This window comes from Bacillus sp. ABA4_010, assembly GCF_056159105.1.
In genome coordinates this window covers 46481-63935 of sequence record NZ_JBSWUN010000003.1, presented here as the reverse complement: position 1 = coordinate 63935, position 17455 = coordinate 46481, and the positions used below count along the sequence as shown (strand labels likewise).

Genomic DNA, 17455 nt, shown 5'->3' with positions numbered 1-17455 from the left:
GCTGCTTCATTTTTACTTTTTATCGTCCTAGATGATGAAACTTAGTTTGCGACAATGTTAACAAGTTTGCCTGGAACAGCGATCACTTTGCGGACCGTTTTTCCTTCAATTTGCTCCTGAACACTTTCATCTGCCATTGCCATTTCTTCCATTTGCTCTTTTGAAGCTTGAGCTGAAATGCTTAATTTCGCACGTACTTTTCCATTCACTTGAACCACGATTTCCACTTCGTCCTCTACAAGCTTCGCTTCATCGTAAGCAGGCCATGCTTCGTAAGAAATGGACTCGCTATGGCCAAGTTTTGACCAAAGTTCTTCCGCAATGTGCGGACAAATTGGGGATAATAGTTTGACAAAACCTTCTACAAACGTTTTTGGCAATACTTCCGCTTTGTATGCATCATTGATGAAGACCATTAATTGTGAAATACCTGTATTAAAACGAAGACCCTCATAATCTTCCGTCACTTTTTTCACTGTTTGGTGATACACACGCTCTAAAGTTGTGTCACTGCTTTCTTGAATCTTGTCGCTCAATGTGCCATCTTCATTGACAAATAAACGCCAAATGCGATCTAAGAAGCGACGAGAACCGTCTAATCCTTTTGTCGACCAAGCAATGGATGCATCAAGAGGGCCCATGAACATTTCATATAAACGGAGTGTATCCGCACCGTGGCTTTCAACAATGTCGTCTGGATTCACAACGTTGCCTTTAGACTTACTCATTTTCTCGTTGTTCTCACCAAGAATCATTCCTTGGTTAAATAATTTTTGGAATGGTTCTTTAGTCGGTACAACTCCAATATCATATAAAAACTTATGCCAGAAACGAGCATACAATAAGTGAAGAACAGCATGTTCTGCTCCACCGATATAAATATCAACAGGCAGCCATTGCTGCAACTTTTCAGGATCCGCAAGTTTTTCATTATTGTGTGGGTCAATGTAGCGCAAGTAGTACCAGCAGCTTCCACCCCATTGCGGCATTGTATTTGTTTCACGGCGTCCTTTTTTACCAGTTACCGGATCCACAACGTTGACCCACTCTTCAAGGTTTGCAAGAGGAGATTCTCCTGTGCCTGACGGACGGATATCATCTGTTACCGGAAGTACTAATGGAAGTTCTTCTTCCGGCACAGCTGTCATTGTACCATCTTCCCAATGAATAACAGGAATCGGCTCACCCCAATAACGCTGACGGCTGAATAACCAATCACGGAGGCGGTATGTGACTTTTTTCTCGCCTGCTTTATTTTCCTCAAGCCATTCCAGCATTTTTGCAATAGCGTCTTCTTTATTTAAGCCGTTTAAGAAATCTGAGTTTACATGCTCACCGTCGCCTGTATAAGCTGCTGTCGAAACGTCGCCGCCCGCCACAACTTCTTTAATTGGCAAATCAAATTTCTTCGCAAATTCGTAATCGCGCTCATCGTGCCCTGGTACTGCCATAATGGCACCAGTTCCGTAGCTTGCCAGTACATAATCCGCAATCCAAATCGGCATTTTTTCGCCGTTTACAGGATTGATGGCATACGCACCTGTGAATACGCCTGTTTTATCTTTTGCCAAATCTGTACGCTCTAGATCACTCTTCGTTTTCACTTGATCTAAGTACGCTTCAACAGCCTCTTTTTGCTCTGGCGTTGTAATTTTCTCTACAAGAGCATGCTCAGGTGCTAATACAGAATACGTTGCCCCAAACAACGTATCGGGACGTGTTGTAAATACTGTGTATGTTTCATCTGTTCCTTCAACCTTAAAGTGCACCTCTGCCCCTTCGGAACGCCCAATCCAGTTACGCTGCATTTCTTTCAAACTTTCAGGCCAATCAAGCTCTTCTAAATCTTCTAGTAAGCGATCAGCGTACGCTGTGATTTTTAATACCCATTGCTTCATTGGACGGCGTTCAACTGGATGACCACCGCGCTCACTTTTGCCATCGATGACTTCTTCGTTTGCCAATACTGTGCCAAGTGCTGGACACCAGTTCACCGCTACCTCATCAACATAAGCAAGACCTTTTTCATATAATTTTAAGAAAATCCATTGTGTCCACTTATAATAACTCGGATCTGTTGTATTCACTTCACGATCCCAATCATAAGAGAAACCTAATGCTTTAATTTGATTACGGAACGTATTGATGTTCTTTTCTGTAAATTCCGCTGGGTCATTCCCTGTATCAAGCGCATATTGCTCAGCAGGTAAACCGAATGCATCCCATCCCATTGGATGTAGAACATTGTATCCTTGCATACGTTTCATACGAGCTAAAATATCCGTCGCCGTGTACCCTTCCGGATGTCCTACATGCAGACCTGCACCTGATGGATACGGAAACATATCTAACGCATAAAACTTTCGTTTCCCTTCATCTTCAGTCGTTTGAAACGTTTTATGATTTTCCCAATATTTTTGCCATTTTTTCTCAATCTCTTGATGAGTAAAAGCCATGAATTGTCCTCCTCGATTCATTTTCACTATAAAGTCATATACTATCATTCTAGACAGTTTGACCAAAATAAAAAACCTCTCATCCCAAAAAGGGACGAGAGGATTCTTTCATCTTCCCGCGGTACCACCCACATTAGCGCTCATAATAAGCACTCGCTCAAAACCTTTAACGCAGGCACTACGGCAAACATTACTTCGTTTCACATTTGCAACTCCAAGGTGAGTTCATGAACGCCCGTTTGTTGACTCGCACCAACCGTCAACTCTCTTAGCTCGCTTCGTTCATTACTAATCCTTTTCAACGTTATTGAATCATTCCTTATCATTCTAAATAATATGACAAAAAACTTCAAGTCGCCGATTCAAATTTTTCCTTCAGCAAAATAATTCGTCTTCACCATATGCTCTACTCCATTAAAGACCGAGGCCGAATGAAAATAGTACAATGGCTAAAATCACTCCCATGAGCGGTACAATGACCGTCATCGCTCCTACCGCTCCGTATGCATCTTGATGCGCTTCGCCACAAATAGCCCGAATCGTTGTGACCACATAGCCATTGTGAGGAAGAGAATCTAAGCACCCAGACGAAATAGAAACCACTCGATGCAGCGCTTCTGGATTCACGCCTAAATCGATATAATGAGGCGCAAGAATTGGTAACGCAATTGCTTGCCCTCCGGATGCTGACCCCGTCAAACCTGCAATGGCACTAACGGCAATCGCTCCTCCGATTAGCGGACTTCCAGGAATGCTCGTCATGGCATCTACTGCCGTTTGAAAAGCAGGCACGCCTTTCGCCACTCCCCCAAATCCAACGACCGCTGCTGTATTCCCAATGGCAATTAATGCACCAAGAGTTCCTTCAGAAACGGCATTCCAATAGTTTCGGAAGTACTTCCAGTTAATAATGGTTGTCGCAAGAACCCCGCCTAACAAGGCGATAATAAGCGCAGATTGTTTTAGGGAATCGTGAAATATAAAAGAAATTACTAAGACGACCAATAAAGGAACTAAGCTTAAAATTGGGTTTGGAAGGCGAGTGTAGTCAACAGCTTGCGGATCTGAATCACGTGCAACAAATCGCTCGCCCTTTTCAATCGCTTTGCCAATCATTCGCTTTAGCCACCAATATCCAAACACCGCCATGAGAACTGCTACAATGACACTGACTTCCCAACCAGCGTAAGGTGTGGTACCTAAATATTCAATAGGAATCCAGTTTTGAATTTCCGGTGAACCTGCAGACGTCATCGTAAACGTAACAGACCCAAAGGCCAAAGCCGCCGGGATAAATCGCCTCGGTAAATCAGCTTGTTTAAACAAACTAACAGCCATCGGATAAACGGAAAAGGCGACGACAAATAAACTTACCCCACCGTATGTTAACACTGCACAAGCCAATACAACCGCAAGTACAGCTCTCTTCATTCCGATTTTATCCACAATCCATTTGGATACAGAGTCAGCCGCACCACTGTCCTCCATTACCTTTCCAAAAATGGCTCCCAGTAAGAACATTAAATACCATGCTGTCACAAAACTTGAAAATCCCCCCATGTAGTTCCCAACAAAATTGGCTTCTCCTTCTCCTACAAGCTGTGGAAATAGCGGCATTCCCCCTAAAACCGCTACGACGAGTGCACATAATGGTCCTGCCACTAACAAATTCATACCTCTCATTGTTAAAATAATAAGCAGCGCAAGACCACCAATCAATCCAATCATACTGACCATTTTTTCTCCCCCTTTGTGTCTACATCAGAGAAAACGCTTTCAATAAAATAGAAAATGGCTCTTTCCTTAACGTTTGTCTCCCCTGTCTATGATTATAGTATTTTATTACATGTCAGTAAATTCTATTTTTTCTAAAAAATACTTTTTTTACTTTGTCACTAAAAGATTTTGCTCCTCGACATGCTTGAATCAAAAAACGCAGTGACTCCTTCACAAAGAAGTTACTGCGTTCAATTGTTTCACTTTATTCAGTTTACGATTATATGCAATCGTCGTCACAAGCGAAAGGACAAGCAAACCAATCAGCACATAAAATAATATATCCATATTGTAATAATCTGCCAATAATCCACCGACTAACGGTCCAAGCATTCTTCCACCTGTCGCTGTACTATTTACGACTCCTTGGTAAAATCCTTCTCTCCCTTTAGGCGCCAGCATACTAGCAATTGTCGGCACTGCCGGCCATACAAACATTTCTCCAATAGTCAAAATAACCATGGCAAACAAAAAGTGGGAAAATTGCTCAGCCCCAGATAAAATGAAAAAGGACACGATAAAAATAGCAATACCCGACATGATTTGTGCCTTTAATGTTTTGGTTACCACTTTAATTAAACCATTGATAGCGGGTTGACCAAAGACAATGAGCAAGCCATTAATGGTCCAAAGAAAACTGTATTGCTTCAACGAAATTCCGAGATCTTGTGTGTATGTAGAAATCGTTGACGCCCATTGAGAGTATGCTAACCAACATAATAAATAACCGACACATAAAATAAGCAAGGCTTCAAATTTCGCCTTGTTTTGGATAGGAGACATTTCGTCCAATACACTCACTTGCTTCGTTTTCTCAGCCGACATGTTCCGGTATGACAAGACCGCAATTAAGAAAAAAATGGCATACATCACCGCATTAGCGATGAATACGTAGGAGAATGAATAAGAAGCAACAAGCCCTCCAAGCGCTGATCCAATCGCCACCCCTGCGTTTTGGGCAACATATAGGGCATTAAACGCTTTTCGTCCTCCTTCAGGCCACACTGTTCCTCCCATTGCATACATTGCAGGAAACACAATTCCGGCACCAAATCCAATAACAATAAGAAGCAAAATATAGAATGGCCATTCATGAAAAAATACTAAAGTGACTAAAGCGGATAGTGTAATCGAAATTCCAACCAAAATCGACTTATACCCACCTATTCGATCAAACAATACACCCCCAAGCAAATTCCCTACAACACTTGCGCCGGCATTGAGCATTAATACAATTCCAGCAACTGATAACGATTTGCCTAAATGGTCATGAATGTAAATCGTATTTAAAGGCCATAAAAAAGAAGCTCCTGTTACGTTAATCAGCATTCCGATTACTAAGAGCCACAGTGCACGAGGCATAAAGCAGGCACCTCCCTTGATATTTGAACTTTATAAGCAGCACTCAAACGTGATATACGACACGCCTATACTTTAAAATCATATATTTCGATTCCCAAAGCAAATTGTATGATGTTCTTCTCTATTTGGCAACTAAAAGGAAAAACTTTATTTTTTCAGACAACAATCTTTTTCCCTGGATGAAACGAAACGTATTTACTCTCTATAAAAGGCAAAAAAGCAGCCTGCTGGCTGCTTTTTTAACGGTCTGGACGCTGTTTCGCACGAATAGGCTGAGCTTTTCGACTGTTTTTCTTTTTTAGCTCTTTGACAGGATCAATATCTCTTCCAAGCTCGATATCGTTGTTGTTTACACCGTCTTTTGTTTTTTGTTCTGGATTATTTTGCTTCGACTTTGTTTTCATAAGTTAACTTCTCCCCTCAATGATCCGTTAATACCATTTCGTTTTGCATCTGCTGTATTTGTAGTCTCATGCGATAGAGCTGTTCTCTTTGCTGCGCATTTGCACTATGAGAAAATTCTTCTAATTCTTTGTACGCATTTTCTAGTTTCTGTTGCGCATTTGTAAATTCTGTATCATTATAATGTTCTTGCTTTTTGCCCTCAGACAGCTGATTTCGGGCATAATCAAGCGAGTCTTCACAATGCTCCAAAAGTTTATCCATAGATTGACGTGTTGTCATATGATTCCCTCCAAATAATTGGTACAAAATCATCCCGCTTTAACGGGAAATAAGCCCCCGTGATGGAAGTTTCCTTGTTAGTTTGTCTCATGCAGACAAAAACATGCTCATCCAGTTTTTCACTTTTTATTTTCGTTTGGATGGATTCGTAATTTTTGATAAAATAATTGGATATTGTATGCTTTGAACCAGTACGAGCAAATAAAGAACATTGACTCAAGGCTTAAAAACAGCCTTACTTTAAAGGAGGATGGCTGCGTGAATCAACGTAATCCATTTCCGTATGCAGCAGATAATAAACGCTATCATACATGGAATTATCATTTACGAAATACATTTGGACATAAAGTATTTAAGGTGGCATTGGATGGGGGATTTGATTGTCCAAACCGTGATGGTACGGTCGCTTACGGAGGCTGCACCTTCTGCAGCGCGGCAGGTTCTGGAGACTTTGCTGGCAATCGTGCAGATGACCTTGTCACACAGTTTCATGCTATTAAAGATAAAATGCACACCAAATGGAAAGACGGGAAATACCTTGCTTATTTCCAAGCGTTCACGAACACGCACGCTCCTGTTGAAGTCCTTCGCGAAAAATATGAAACCGTTCTGAACTTAGATGGGGTCGTCGGCCTTTCCATTGCAACACGTCCCGATTGTCTCCCTGATGATGTCGTTGAATATTTGGCCGAACTTAACGAGAGGACTTATCTATGGGTAGAACTTGGCCTTCAAACGGTCCATGAGCGCACAGCTCTTCTCATTAATCGTGCCCACGATTATGAATGTTATGTAGAAGGAGTTCAAAAACTAAGAAAACACGGCATACGTGTATGCTCCCACTTAATTAACGGCTTGCCACTGGAAACACCTGATATGATGATGGACACCGCAAAAGCCATAGCCGATTTAGATGTCCAAGGAGTAAAGCTACACCTTCTCCATTTATTGAAAGGCACACCAATGGTAAAGCAATATGAAAAAGGGCTGCTTGATTTTCTTTCTTTTGATGATTACGTTCAACTTGTATGCGATCAATTAGAAATTCTACCTCCTGAAATGGTTGTGCATCGTATTACAGGAGATGGACCTATTGATTTAATGATTGGTCCAATGTGGAGCGTGAAAAAGTGGGATGTACTCAATGCCATTGATGCAGAAATGAACAAACGGAACAGTTATCAAGGAAAATATTACAAGAAAAAGGATGTTCAATTTGTATGAAGCTAGAACGTATTTTACCCTTTGCTCGAACACTTTTGAAAAGAGCGGTGAAAGAAGGTGACATCGCCGTTGATGCCACGATGGGCAACGGCCATGACACCGTCTTGTTAGCGAAGTTGGTCGGAGAAAAAGGACATGTATACGCATTTGATATTCAGTCACAAGCACTCATGAAAACAAAAGAACAACTGCAGCAGCAACAATTGGAACATCGCGTCACATTGTTCCATAAAAGCCACAGTGCCCTAAACGAGATGCTGCCAGCCGCTACCCCTCCGTTAACTGGGGCCATCTTTAATTTAGGATATTTGCCAGGTGGGGATAAAAGCATCGTGACAACAGCTGAATCGACCATTTCAGCTATTGAACAATTGCTGGAACGGATGGAGCCAGAAGGCATTATTGTGTTAGTCATTTATCACGGACACCCAGAAGGTGCATTAGAACGAGACGCTTTATTGGAATATGTAACAGGGCTTGATCAACAAAAGGCACACGTTTTGCAATATCAATTTATGAATCAACAAAACAATCCGCCCTTTATTATCGCCATTGAGAAACGAATGGTATAAGCTTCGTTCCCTTATGAAGAACCCGTCACTCCAATCCTATGAAAAGGAGGATTCAGTGACGGGTTCTTTCTGCAACAATCATCGTTAACATCACCGGGCAAGCGCCTTCGTTACTTTGCCTTGCTGAATGTACGATACAATCTTCCATTAATATAAAAAAAGTAACTTAACGCTCCACCTGCCTTCATCAGCTTTTTAGCGAGACGGTTGACATTTTTTTGCTTGGCGACCTTTTCATCTGATAAGTAAATTCCGAGAAGACCTCGATTAATAAGGCGGTGGAACTGTTCATCAGGCAGTCCTTCTGTATGCCTGTCCGCTTCCTTAACAAAATGATAAAACCTTCTAATCATCTCGTCATCGTGAGGGTAGTAAAAACAAAAATTCAAATCTCCCCCTTCCCGATCCTCTTCTTGATCAATAAAATAATCCAATAAAATATGAAGACCTTGAATATAAGGGAAGTAGCCGTTTCTAATTTTGTTTGCTTGCGCCTCCGTAAAAGTATCTTGAAACGCGTAAGCAACTAAACAAAACACACCCAGTGTCGACCCTGAACAAGCAGAAAACTCATACCATTCCATATTGGGGAAGTTTGGCTTATGAGCATCAAACCATTCTTCCAGCCTTGGAACTCTTTCATCTTTTGTTACATGCTTATGTACTTGCAAATCACAGTAGTAACGAGCTAACTCCAACACATGCTCCGCAATGTATGGATAATGCTTTAGCTGTGCAAGTACGTCTTGGCACACTTGCACGAGTGCATGTAAGTAGCCACCATCATCACGATCCTCCCTCATGCGGTAATAATCTTCAAGAGGCATACCTGGCTGAAGTGCATGCTGCATCGCTTCATGCAAAGCTGTAAAATCAGCGGGGTCCAACGATGTACTTCTGTCACATAAATTATCAAGATAGTCACTAATGGTTTGATACGCAACAATAAAGCGAATGCATTCTTTCCTCCTTGATTTTGCAAGGATTGACAAAATGGCACCACCTTCACAATGGAATGTTTTCGTTTGAAGGCTTGCTAATGCTTGTTTACGAAGCTCTTCGTTCGGAATATCTTTTGCGTATATTCGCCAGTTATTCAGTTCTTCATGCACCATCGGCAACACTTCTCGGTAAATCATTTTCATCAATGACAGTGGATGCGAAGGGATTCTCATGTTTCCACCACCTTTTCCAGCTTTTTATACCGCTTACTGTCCAGAGGATTATAAATGCAGTTCAACGAAATTTCTCGCATAACGGAAAACGTCTTCTTTTTCGGGCTCATTAAAAATCTCATGATAGAGTTCAGGCCACTCTTTATAACTTTTCTCACTTGCCTGCAGTTCATCAAACCACTGTCTTACATATTGTTTGTCGACAACTTTATCTTCCCCCGCTTGCATGACTAATATTGGAACATCCGGCATTTTTTCCATATTTTTAAACGCTAAACTCATCGCATGCATAAACTCTCGATACCACCGTACAGAAACCTTTGTCACATACAGGGAGTCATTCTCATCCTGCTCTCGCATTTCTTTATTGCGTGTCACCTTATCTGCAGCTAGATGAGAATCAAACAGCATCCCTGGCATGAATTTGTTCAATCCTTTTGATAATACATCCATGTAAGCTGGAGGATATTCAATAAGTCCAAATGCTGGAGAAGACAAGATTACTCCCCACACAGGAAGCTGCTTTTCCTGAAGCGTGCGAACAACAGACAAGCCGCCCATACTATGACCGAACAAAAAGATAGGAAGATCATATTTTTGTGCTTCTTTTACCCACGTTTCGACGGCTTCAATATATTCATCGAACGAACCAATATGTCCCCGTCTTCTCGTTGTTAATCCTTGCCCAGGAAGGTCACCCATCACAACGTTCAATCCGATGGATCGCCACATTTCAATGAGCCATCGATATCGTCCATGATGTTCAGCCGCTCCATGAACCATGACGACAACTCCTCTTGGGTACTCAGCTTCCCATTTCCACATATTCCGTTCTTCCTTTCCTTTTCCGTATTTACGCCTTAGAAAAAAGTTTGTACACTTACATTAGAATATTTACGCTCTTTTTTCAACTTACATGAAGGGATGAGAGAAAATGATTTATGAATACAAAGGAAAAAAACCAGCCATTTCTACAACCGCTTTCATTGGAGACTATGTCACGATTAGTGGGGATGTGAAAATTGGAGAGGAAAGCAGCATTTGGTTCAATACAGTCATTCGTGGAGATGTCGCTCCGACTGTTATCGGAAAACGGGTTAACATCCAAGATCAATGTACGCTCCATCAAAGTCCAAACCGTCCATTGATTATTGAAGACGATGTGTCTGTTGGACATCAAGTGATTTTACATAGTTCCATCATCAGAAAAAATGCGTTAATCGGCATGGGATCCATCATTTTAGATGGGGCAGAAATCGGTGAAGGAGCGTTCATTGGGGCAGGAAGCCTTGTGCCTCCCGGAAAGAAAATCCCCCCGCACACCCTTGCTCTCGGACGCCCGGCAAAGGTCGTTAGAGACTTGACCGACATCGACCGACAAGACATGGACCGAATACGCCGAAGTTACGTCGAAAAGGGACAATATTACAAATCTCTTCAACAATAAAAGAAACGTCCATGACCTGATTTCAATTCTTCATATCATCGTATAGACATTTCATTTAATAATTCAGCACATCTTTATTCCATTGAAAAGCATCAAAGTCATTGGTTCAGACCACTTGAATTTCCCCTCAAATTTTCTAGATTGATCTATATAGAAGTAAATTTAGCCTGCCCTTCCAAAAGCGGGTTAAATTTGCTTTAATCTTTTGTAAATTTCTCCTTTTATATATTTACAATATTTTATTACTACCTCCACATTCTCCCTTTACAATAATGATAAAGACAGCTGAAAAGGAGTTTACTGCGCATATGACAAAAATTGTCCGCTGCCTTTATGATTTCGAATGTCATCTATTTAAAACGGTTAATCAACAGTTTGACCGCAAATGGTTGAACTTCTACTTCCGATATATTACCCATATTGGCGGGGCACGCTTCACCATTTGTTTTGTGCTGTTGTTTACCCTTTTGGCGACAAAGCAGCTGCAACAGGCTGCTTTAGCAAGCGCTGTTGCTCTCGCACTCAGCCACATCCCTGTAGCCATTATGAAAAAAGTGTATCCTCGCAAGCGTCCTTATCTGCAATTAACAGGAACAAAAGTATTAAATAACCCGCTTCAGGATCACTCTTTTCCTTCAGGACATACAACGGCTGCATTTTCAGTGTTTATGCCATTTATCTGCTATTATCCCGCAGGAGCCGTTTTTTTATTGCCGCTCGCATTCAGCGTAGGAATCTCAAGGATTTACCTTGGGCTTCATTATCCTACAGACGTATTAGTTGGAATGATTCTCGGGACCTCTGCTGGGTATTTATCCTTTATTTTTCTTTAAATCTTGCACCAACCTTTAATCCGTTAAATCAAATTGACAGTATAGGGGGGGCACAATGAAAATCGCTTTATTTACCGATACTTTTGCACCTGATGTCAATGGTGTTGCCAATACACTGAAACGCTTTACCGATTATTTAAAGAATAAAAATATCCCTTTTCGTGTATTTGCACCAGAAGGAACGAACCATGATTTGTTTTCTGCTCACATTCACCGCTTTACGAGCTTACCTTTTTTCTTATATCCGGAATGCCGTTTAGCATTGCCTAATATGCTGAAAATGAAAGCAAACTTGCAAGCTTTTCAACCTGATATCATTCATGTCGCTACTCCTTTTAACATCGGGCTTTGCGGCTTGCATTATGCAAAAAAGATGGATATTCCAATTGTCGGTTCTTACCATACCGACTTTGATCAATACTTAAAATACTATGAGTTGGAATTTCTCTCTCCTTTCCTTTGGAAATACATGGATTGGTTCCACCGTCCGTTGCGAAATATTTTTGTACCTTCTCCAGCCACTAAAGAACATTTGCATCGGCACGGTTTTACGAATGTCTCCATTTGGTCCAGAGGGGTAGATGCGACTCTCTTCCACCCCCACTATGATCGTTTTGACGTCCGAATTAAATACAACATTAAGCGTCCGTACATTTTGACATATGTAGGCCGGCTCGCTCCAGAGAAAAATCTTGACCTATTAATGAACATCGCTAAGTCCTTACCGGATCATCTTAAACATCAGACTCACTGGCTCATCGTTGGCGATGGCCCTTCCAAAGAAAAACTGCAAAAAGAATCATTGGAACATATGACTTTTACCGGTTTTCTTCAGGAAGAACAGCTAGCGAAAGTGTATGCCGCTTCCGACTTATTTGTTTTCCCATCGGCTACTGAAACGTTCGGGAACGTCGTACTGGAATCTTTAGCCGCTGGGACTCCTGTTATAGGTGCGAGTGCTGGCGGTGTGAAACATATTGTTCAGCACGATCGAACAGGTTTTTTATGTGACCCTGAATCCGTTTCACAGTTTATTCATTACATCACGTTTTGCCTCGACAATCTCCATAAGCGCATACAGCTTGGACATCAAGCAAGACAATATGCTCTTACACAAACATGGGATAATATTTTTGATGGCTTGCTGCTCCAGTATGAAGCAGCACTTTCACAGCCAGCAGACTCCATCCAACTAGCGTAACATGCTTCTTTTTCCAATAAAAAAATCCGGTCTATGCAGACCGGATTTTTTTATTATTTTGTAGCTTGTGTTTTTAATGCTTCTGCTTTGTCTGTACGCTCCCATGGAAGGTCCAAATCGTTGCGGCCGAAGTGACCATAAGCAGCTGTTTGCTTGTAAATCGGGCGACGTAAATCAAGCATTTTAATGATTCCTGCTGGACGTAAGTCAAAGTTTTCACGAACTAATTCTACTAATACCTCTTCAGAAACTGTACCAGTTCCGAACGTATCAACAGCGATAGAAACAGGTTTTGCTACACCAATTGCGTATGCAAGCTGAACTTCACATTTGTCCGCTAATCCTGCTGCTACGATGTTTTTAGCCACGTAACGTGCCGCATATGCCGCAGAACGGTCTACTTTTGTCGCATCCTTACCAGAGAATGCTCCACCACCGTGACGTGCATATCCACCGTAAGTGTCAACGATGATTTTACGACCTGTTAGACCTGCATCACCTTGAGGACCACCAATTACGAAACGGCCTGTCGGGTTGATGAAGTATTTTGTTTCTTCGTCAATTAACTCAGCTGGAACAACTGGGTTGATGACATGCTCTTTAAGGTTACGTTGAATTTGCTCCAATGTAATTTCTGGGTGATGTTGTGTAGAAATTACGATTGTATCAATGCGTACCGGTTGTCCGTTTTCATCATATTCTACTGTTACTTGCGTTTTACCATCTGGACGAAGGTATGGTAAAATTTCTTCTTTGCGCACTTCTGTTAAACGGCGTGCAAGCTTATGTGCCAATGAGATTGGAAGAGGCATTAATTCTTTCGTTTCGTTACAAGCATAACCAAACATTAATCCTTGGTCCCCTGCTCCGATTGCTTCGATTTCCTCTTCTGTCATTTGACCTTCACGAGCTTCTAACGCTTGGTCAACACCCATCGCGATATCCGCTGATTGCTCATCGATTGACGTTAAAACTGCACAAGTTTCAGCATCAAAACCATATTTTGCACGAGTATAACCAATTTCGCGAATTGTTTCACGAACGATTTTCGGAATGTCTACATATGTAGAAGTTGTGATTTCACCACTCACTAATACTAAACCCGTTGTAACGGATGTTTCGCAAGCAACACGCGCATTAGCGTCTTTCGCTAAAATCGCATCAAGAATGGAGTCGGAGATTTGGTCACAAATCTTATCCGGATGGCCTTCTGTTACTGACTCAGATGTAAATAAACGACGTTTTGTTGACATCAGTATTTCCTCCTTTTAAATGAAAACAACAAAGATACGGTACTCATTCCCTTATTATTCATAAAACTAGTTCATTTTATTGAAAAAATATAAAAAACCTTCCCTATATATGAGGAAAGGTTTGTACGTTCACTAGCGCCTTTCACTCTTATCGATCAAGGGCAAGAAGCCTTGCGTCAGGTTAGCACCTTATCGCCTTTTTATGATAATACATGGCGATGGTTGCTGGGTTTCATAGGGCCTGTCCCTCCACCAGCTCGGGATAAGAGAGTATCCGTTCAAGGACATATCATACCGTAAAACGTCGAAACATGTCAACAATTTATCCAATAAAAAAAGAACGCACAACATATATTTTTTCTTCTGTTATTGTGTTCTTCGTCAATCAACTCTATTTTGTCCATTTTTGTATTACATACGAACATTTATCTCTAAATAGTATAGACTATTGTTATAAATGTGTTATACTATTTTATGAGTTTACTAATCGTATATAAAATAAACTTTAAAATAAAAGGATGGTATTCAATATGAGTATAGTGGATGTTTCAAATGAATTAAATGAACTTCTTCAATTACCGACCGTTCATCATAATCTATCAGTCCCTCAACTGGTGGAAAAGGTGCTATCTCGTGGAGAAGGACAATTGACAGCTTCAGGTGCAGTTCGTGCGGAAACCGGGAAATATACCGGACGCTCTCCAGAAGATAAGTTTATTGTAGAAGAAACATCAACTAAGGATAAAATTGATTGGGGAAAAGTCAATCAACCTTTTGCCGCTGACAAATTTGATGCCCTATATAAAAAGGTATTAACATACTTAAAAGAACAGGGAGAACTCTTTTTATTCAATGGTTTTGCCGGTGCGGACTTAAAACAACGTTTACCGATTCGTGTCATTAACGAATATGCTTGGCACAACTTGTTTGCCCACCAATTATTCATCCGTCCGACAAATCAAGAAATGGAGACGCATGAAGCAGCCTTTACAGTGATTTCTGCTCCTAATTTTAAAGCTGATCCTGCTGTAGACGGTACGCACTCTGAAACATTCATCATTATTTCTTTTGAGCGTAAAGTAGTATTAATTGGTGGAACTGAATACGCTGGAGAAATGAAGAAATCCATCTTCTCTGTAATGAACTATCTACTACCTGAAAAGAACGTCTTGTCTATGCATTGTTCTGCCAATGTTGGTCAAGAAGGCGATGTTGCTTTGTTTTTTGGGCTTTCAGGAACAGGAAAAACAACGCTTTCAGCAGATACGAATCGCCGCTTAATTGGCGATGATGAGCACGGATGGTCTAACGCTGGCGTGTTCAATATTGAAGGCGGTTGCTATGCGAAATGCATCAATTTATCCAAGGAAAAAGAACCACAAATTTATAACGCCATCCGCTTTGGCGCGGTATTAGAAAACGTCGTTCTCGATGATGCTTCCCGCCTTCCGGATTATAATGATAACTCGTTAACTGAAAATACACGTGCAGCCTACCCGCTGCAAGCTATGCATAACATTGTCGACCCAAGTGTCGCAGGTCATCCGACTACCATCGTCTTTTTAACAGCAGATGCGTTTGGGGTTCTTCCTCCGATCAGTAAGCTAACAAAAGAACAAGCGATGTATCACTTTTTAAGCGGATACACCAGCAAGCTTGCTGGTACTGAGCGTGGAGTCACTTCACCGCAAGCTACATTCTCTACATGCTTTGGATCTCCATTCCTTCCACTTCCTGCTACAACATATGCAGAAATGCTCGGAGAGAAAATCGACGAACACGATGTAAACGTATACCTTGTCAATACGGGATGGACCGGTGGAGGCTATGGAGTAGGACAACGGATGAAATTAGCTTATACACGAGCTATGGTTCAAGCAGCCTTAGAGGGCGATTTAACGAATGTGGAAACCATTCAAGACCCTATCTTTGGTCTAGCCATCCCCGCACATGTACCAGGAGTTCCTGATGAAGTGCTTCAGCCATCTAGAACGTGGGATAACCAGGAAGAATTTGAACAAAAAGCAAAAGAGCTTGCGTACCAATTTAAAGAGAATTTCCGTAAGTTCACTACTATCTCAGACGACATTAAAAATCTCGGCGGCCCATTAGTGTAACACGTCGTTTAGCACAAAGCCCCAATCATGAAAGTCGGTCATTCACTGAACCTTCATGATTGGGGCTTCTTCGTTAGTTAATGGAATTCAATGAAATCAATTCGTAATAAATAGTCGTTTGCTCGTTAGTGAGCTCCACTTTTCGGATAATTGCCGTACCTGCACATTCACCTTTTTTTGTTTTACGAACTTCAATAGGTACATCAAGCGGGTAAAGACGGTACCCTTCCTTCTCCAGTACAAATACATTTTCCTCGACACGTTTTTCTTTCCCTTTTGTTACAATCATCGTGTTTAATTCAAGCGGCATACCCATTTATTTTCGTTCATTCCTTCCTTACGTATATATTATTTATCGCAGATAAACTTCTTCCTTCTTTGCTTCAGAGCAGTGAGGAAGAGATTTAGTGATTTGTACATAGTGTACCATGGATATTGGCAGCCATGATATATATTTAGGTAAACTACTAGTCCATCAATGATGTTTCATCCATTCCGTAAGCTTTCTGACCACTTCTCGGTTTGTAGCCGGCGGAAAATAGTGAGTAAACTCATCAAAATACCATGTGGTCACTTCTTTCCCTAACGCCTTTAATTCTTTCTCGGCTTTATAGGCATGCTCTACTGATACATTGTCATCCTTTTTTCCATGAATAAGCAACACAGGCGCTTTCACCTTGTCCAATTCATATAAAGGCGTTCGCCATTTATATCGTTCCGGATACTTTTGCGGGGTTCCGCCAATTACTCGTTTCATCATACGGCGTAAATCTTTTCGTTCTTCGTATGTTAATGCCATATCCGTTACTCCTCCCCATAAGACAAGTGAACGGATAAAAGGAGTTAAAATTGCTGTAAAAAGAGCCATCACTCCACCACGCGAAAACCCAAAAACATGAATTCTTTCTTTCTCCACTTTCGGATGCTGGCGAAGTACTTCTAAAGCCGCAATAGCATCTTGCCGATCCTCACCAGCAAAGTCTTCATTCCCTTCTCCCCCTTGATTTCCCCGATAAAAAGGAGCCATGACGACAAATCCTTCCGAAGCAAACTGAACGATTCTGCCGACCCGAACCATTCCGACATTTTTAATTCCTCCACGCAAGTACAAAAAGCCGTCATAACACCCATTTCCCTTTGGTTCTGCTAATAGCCCTTTAATTTTCAAACCATCGCACATGTAGGTGACAATATGTAACTCAATATTTGGATTGGGTGATGGAAAGCGCTGTTTATGTATCATTAATTCATTTTTCATCGTTTGTTCTCCCTTACTTATGACTGCAGCGTGTGCATAGTTCTTTCTCCTTTATTATCCGCTTTCGGTCCCTTTTCAAACAACCAATATGACTGAT

Annotated in this window: 16 protein-coding genes, 1 riboswitch and 1 other annotated feature; of the genes, 6 read left to right on the top strand and 10 right to left on the bottom strand. The window is 41.3% G+C overall.

The window, feature by feature from the left end; translation table 11 throughout:
• Nucleotides 1–41 precede the first annotated feature (41 nt).
• The 5 genes from leuS to ACXAEO_RS01520 all read right to left on the bottom strand — a co-directional run bounded on the left by leuS (nucleotide 42) and on the right by ACXAEO_RS01520 (nucleotide 6278).
• Entirely contained in the window at nucleotides 42–2456 is a 2415-nt protein-coding gene (gene leuS, locus ACXAEO_RS01540) for a leucine--tRNA ligase (RefSeq protein ID WP_474877125.1), read from the bottom strand.
• 87 nt (nucleotides 2457–2543) lie between these two features.
• Nucleotides 2544–2767: a binding site (T-box leader), on the bottom strand.
• Nucleotides 2768–2870: 103 nt separating this feature from the next.
• The gene (locus ACXAEO_RS01535; RefSeq protein WP_474877124.1) at nucleotides 2871–4193 is read right to left on the bottom strand and encodes a GntP family permease; all 1323 of its coding nucleotides are present in this window, start codon (nucleotides 4191–4193) and stop codon (nucleotides 2871–2873) included.
• A 210-nt stretch (nucleotides 4194–4403) separates the two neighbouring features.
• Nucleotides 4404–5594, bottom strand: a complete 1191-nt coding sequence (locus ACXAEO_RS01530) for an MDR family MFS transporter (protein WP_474877122.1) — start codon at nucleotides 5592–5594, stop codon at nucleotides 4404–4406.
• Nucleotides 5595–5833: 239 nt separating this feature from the next.
• A complete protein-coding gene (locus ACXAEO_RS01525; protein WP_474877119.1) occupies nucleotides 5834–5998 on the bottom strand; it encodes a glycogen biosynthesis protein GlgD in 165 nt (54 codons plus the stop codon).
• Between the two features lie 16 nt (nucleotides 5999–6014).
• Complete coding sequence (locus tag ACXAEO_RS01520) at nucleotides 6015–6278, bottom strand: YtzC family protein (RefSeq protein ID WP_474877117.1); 264 nt, start codon at nucleotides 6276–6278, stop codon at nucleotides 6015–6017.
• Between the two features lie 258 nt (nucleotides 6279–6536).
• Here ACXAEO_RS01520 and mnmL point away from each other — a divergent pair, with 258 nt between their 5' ends.
• Both mnmL and mnmM read left to right on the top strand, forming a co-directional pair.
• On the top strand, nucleotides 6537–7502 hold the full coding sequence (gene mnmL, locus ACXAEO_RS01515; RefSeq protein WP_474877115.1) for a tRNA modification radical SAM protein MnmL/YtqA: 966 nt from the start codon (nucleotides 6537–6539) through the stop codon (nucleotides 7500–7502).
• Complete coding sequence (gene mnmM, locus ACXAEO_RS01510; protein WP_474877113.1) at nucleotides 7499–8074, top strand: tRNA 5-(aminomethyl)-2-thiouridylate-methyltransferase MnmM; 576 nt, start codon at nucleotides 7499–7501, stop codon at nucleotides 8072–8074. Before mnmL ends, mnmM begins: the two co-directional genes overlap by 4 nt.
• Before the next feature lie 110 nt (nucleotides 8075–8184).
• On the opposite strand, the gene ACXAEO_RS01505 is transcribed toward mnmM, so the two are convergent.
• Both ACXAEO_RS01505 and ACXAEO_RS01500 read right to left on the bottom strand, forming a co-directional pair.
• Entirely contained in the window at nucleotides 8185–9249 is a 1065-nt protein-coding gene (locus tag ACXAEO_RS01505) for a tetraprenyl-beta-curcumene synthase family protein (RefSeq protein WP_474877111.1), read from the bottom strand.
• Between the two features lie 48 nt (nucleotides 9250–9297).
• The gene (locus ACXAEO_RS01500) at nucleotides 9298–10074 is read right to left on the bottom strand and encodes a lysophospholipase (RefSeq protein WP_474877108.1); all 777 of its coding nucleotides are present in this window, start codon (nucleotides 10072–10074) and stop codon (nucleotides 9298–9300) included.
• 109 nt (nucleotides 10075–10183) lie between these two features.
• Here ACXAEO_RS01500 and ACXAEO_RS01495 point away from each other — a divergent pair, with 109 nt between their 5' ends.
• From ACXAEO_RS01495 to ACXAEO_RS01485, 3 genes are all read left to right on the top strand, one after another.
• Nucleotides 10184–10696: a gamma carbonic anhydrase gene (locus ACXAEO_RS01495; protein WP_474877106.1), complete on the top strand. Its 513-nt coding sequence runs from the start codon at nucleotides 10184–10186 to the stop codon at nucleotides 10694–10696.
• Between the two features lie 308 nt (nucleotides 10697–11004).
• Entirely contained in the window at nucleotides 11005–11529 is a 525-nt protein-coding gene (locus tag ACXAEO_RS01490) for a phosphatase PAP2 family protein (protein WP_474877104.1), read from the top strand.
• 55 nt (nucleotides 11530–11584) lie between these two features.
• Nucleotides 11585–12730 (top strand): glycosyltransferase family 4 protein, encoded by a 1146-nt coding sequence (locus tag ACXAEO_RS01485; RefSeq protein ID WP_474877100.1) that lies wholly within the window; start codon nucleotides 11585–11587, stop codon nucleotides 12728–12730.
• A gap of 53 nt (nucleotides 12731–12783) precedes the next feature.
• On the opposite strand, the gene metK is transcribed toward ACXAEO_RS01485, so the two are convergent.
• Nucleotides 12784–13983, bottom strand: a complete 1200-nt coding sequence (gene metK, locus ACXAEO_RS01480; RefSeq protein ID WP_474877098.1) for a methionine adenosyltransferase — start codon at nucleotides 13981–13983, stop codon at nucleotides 12784–12786.
• Between the two features lie 145 nt (nucleotides 13984–14128).
• Nucleotides 14129–14252, bottom strand: a riboswitch (SAM riboswitch).
• A gap of 261 nt (nucleotides 14253–14513) precedes the next feature.
• Between metK and pckA the strand changes: the two genes are divergently transcribed.
• Nucleotides 14514–16100 carry a phosphoenolpyruvate carboxykinase (ATP) gene (gene pckA / locus ACXAEO_RS01475; protein WP_474877096.1) on the top strand — a complete coding sequence of 529 codons (1587 nt, stop codon included), beginning with the start codon at nucleotides 14514–14516 and terminating at the stop codon, nucleotides 16098–16100.
• A 73-nt stretch (nucleotides 16101–16173) separates the two neighbouring features.
• Here pckA and ACXAEO_RS01470 read toward each other — a convergent pair whose 3' ends face one another.
• Nucleotides 16174–16416 (bottom strand): DUF2584 domain-containing protein, encoded by a 243-nt coding sequence (locus ACXAEO_RS01470; RefSeq protein ID WP_474877094.1) that lies wholly within the window; start codon nucleotides 16414–16416, stop codon nucleotides 16174–16176.
• Between the two features lie 159 nt (nucleotides 16417–16575).
• On the bottom strand, nucleotides 16576–17358 hold the full coding sequence (locus ACXAEO_RS01465) for an alpha/beta hydrolase family protein (protein WP_474877092.1): 783 nt from the start codon (nucleotides 17356–17358) through the stop codon (nucleotides 16576–16578).
• Between the last annotated feature and the right edge of the window lie 97 nt (nucleotides 17359–17455).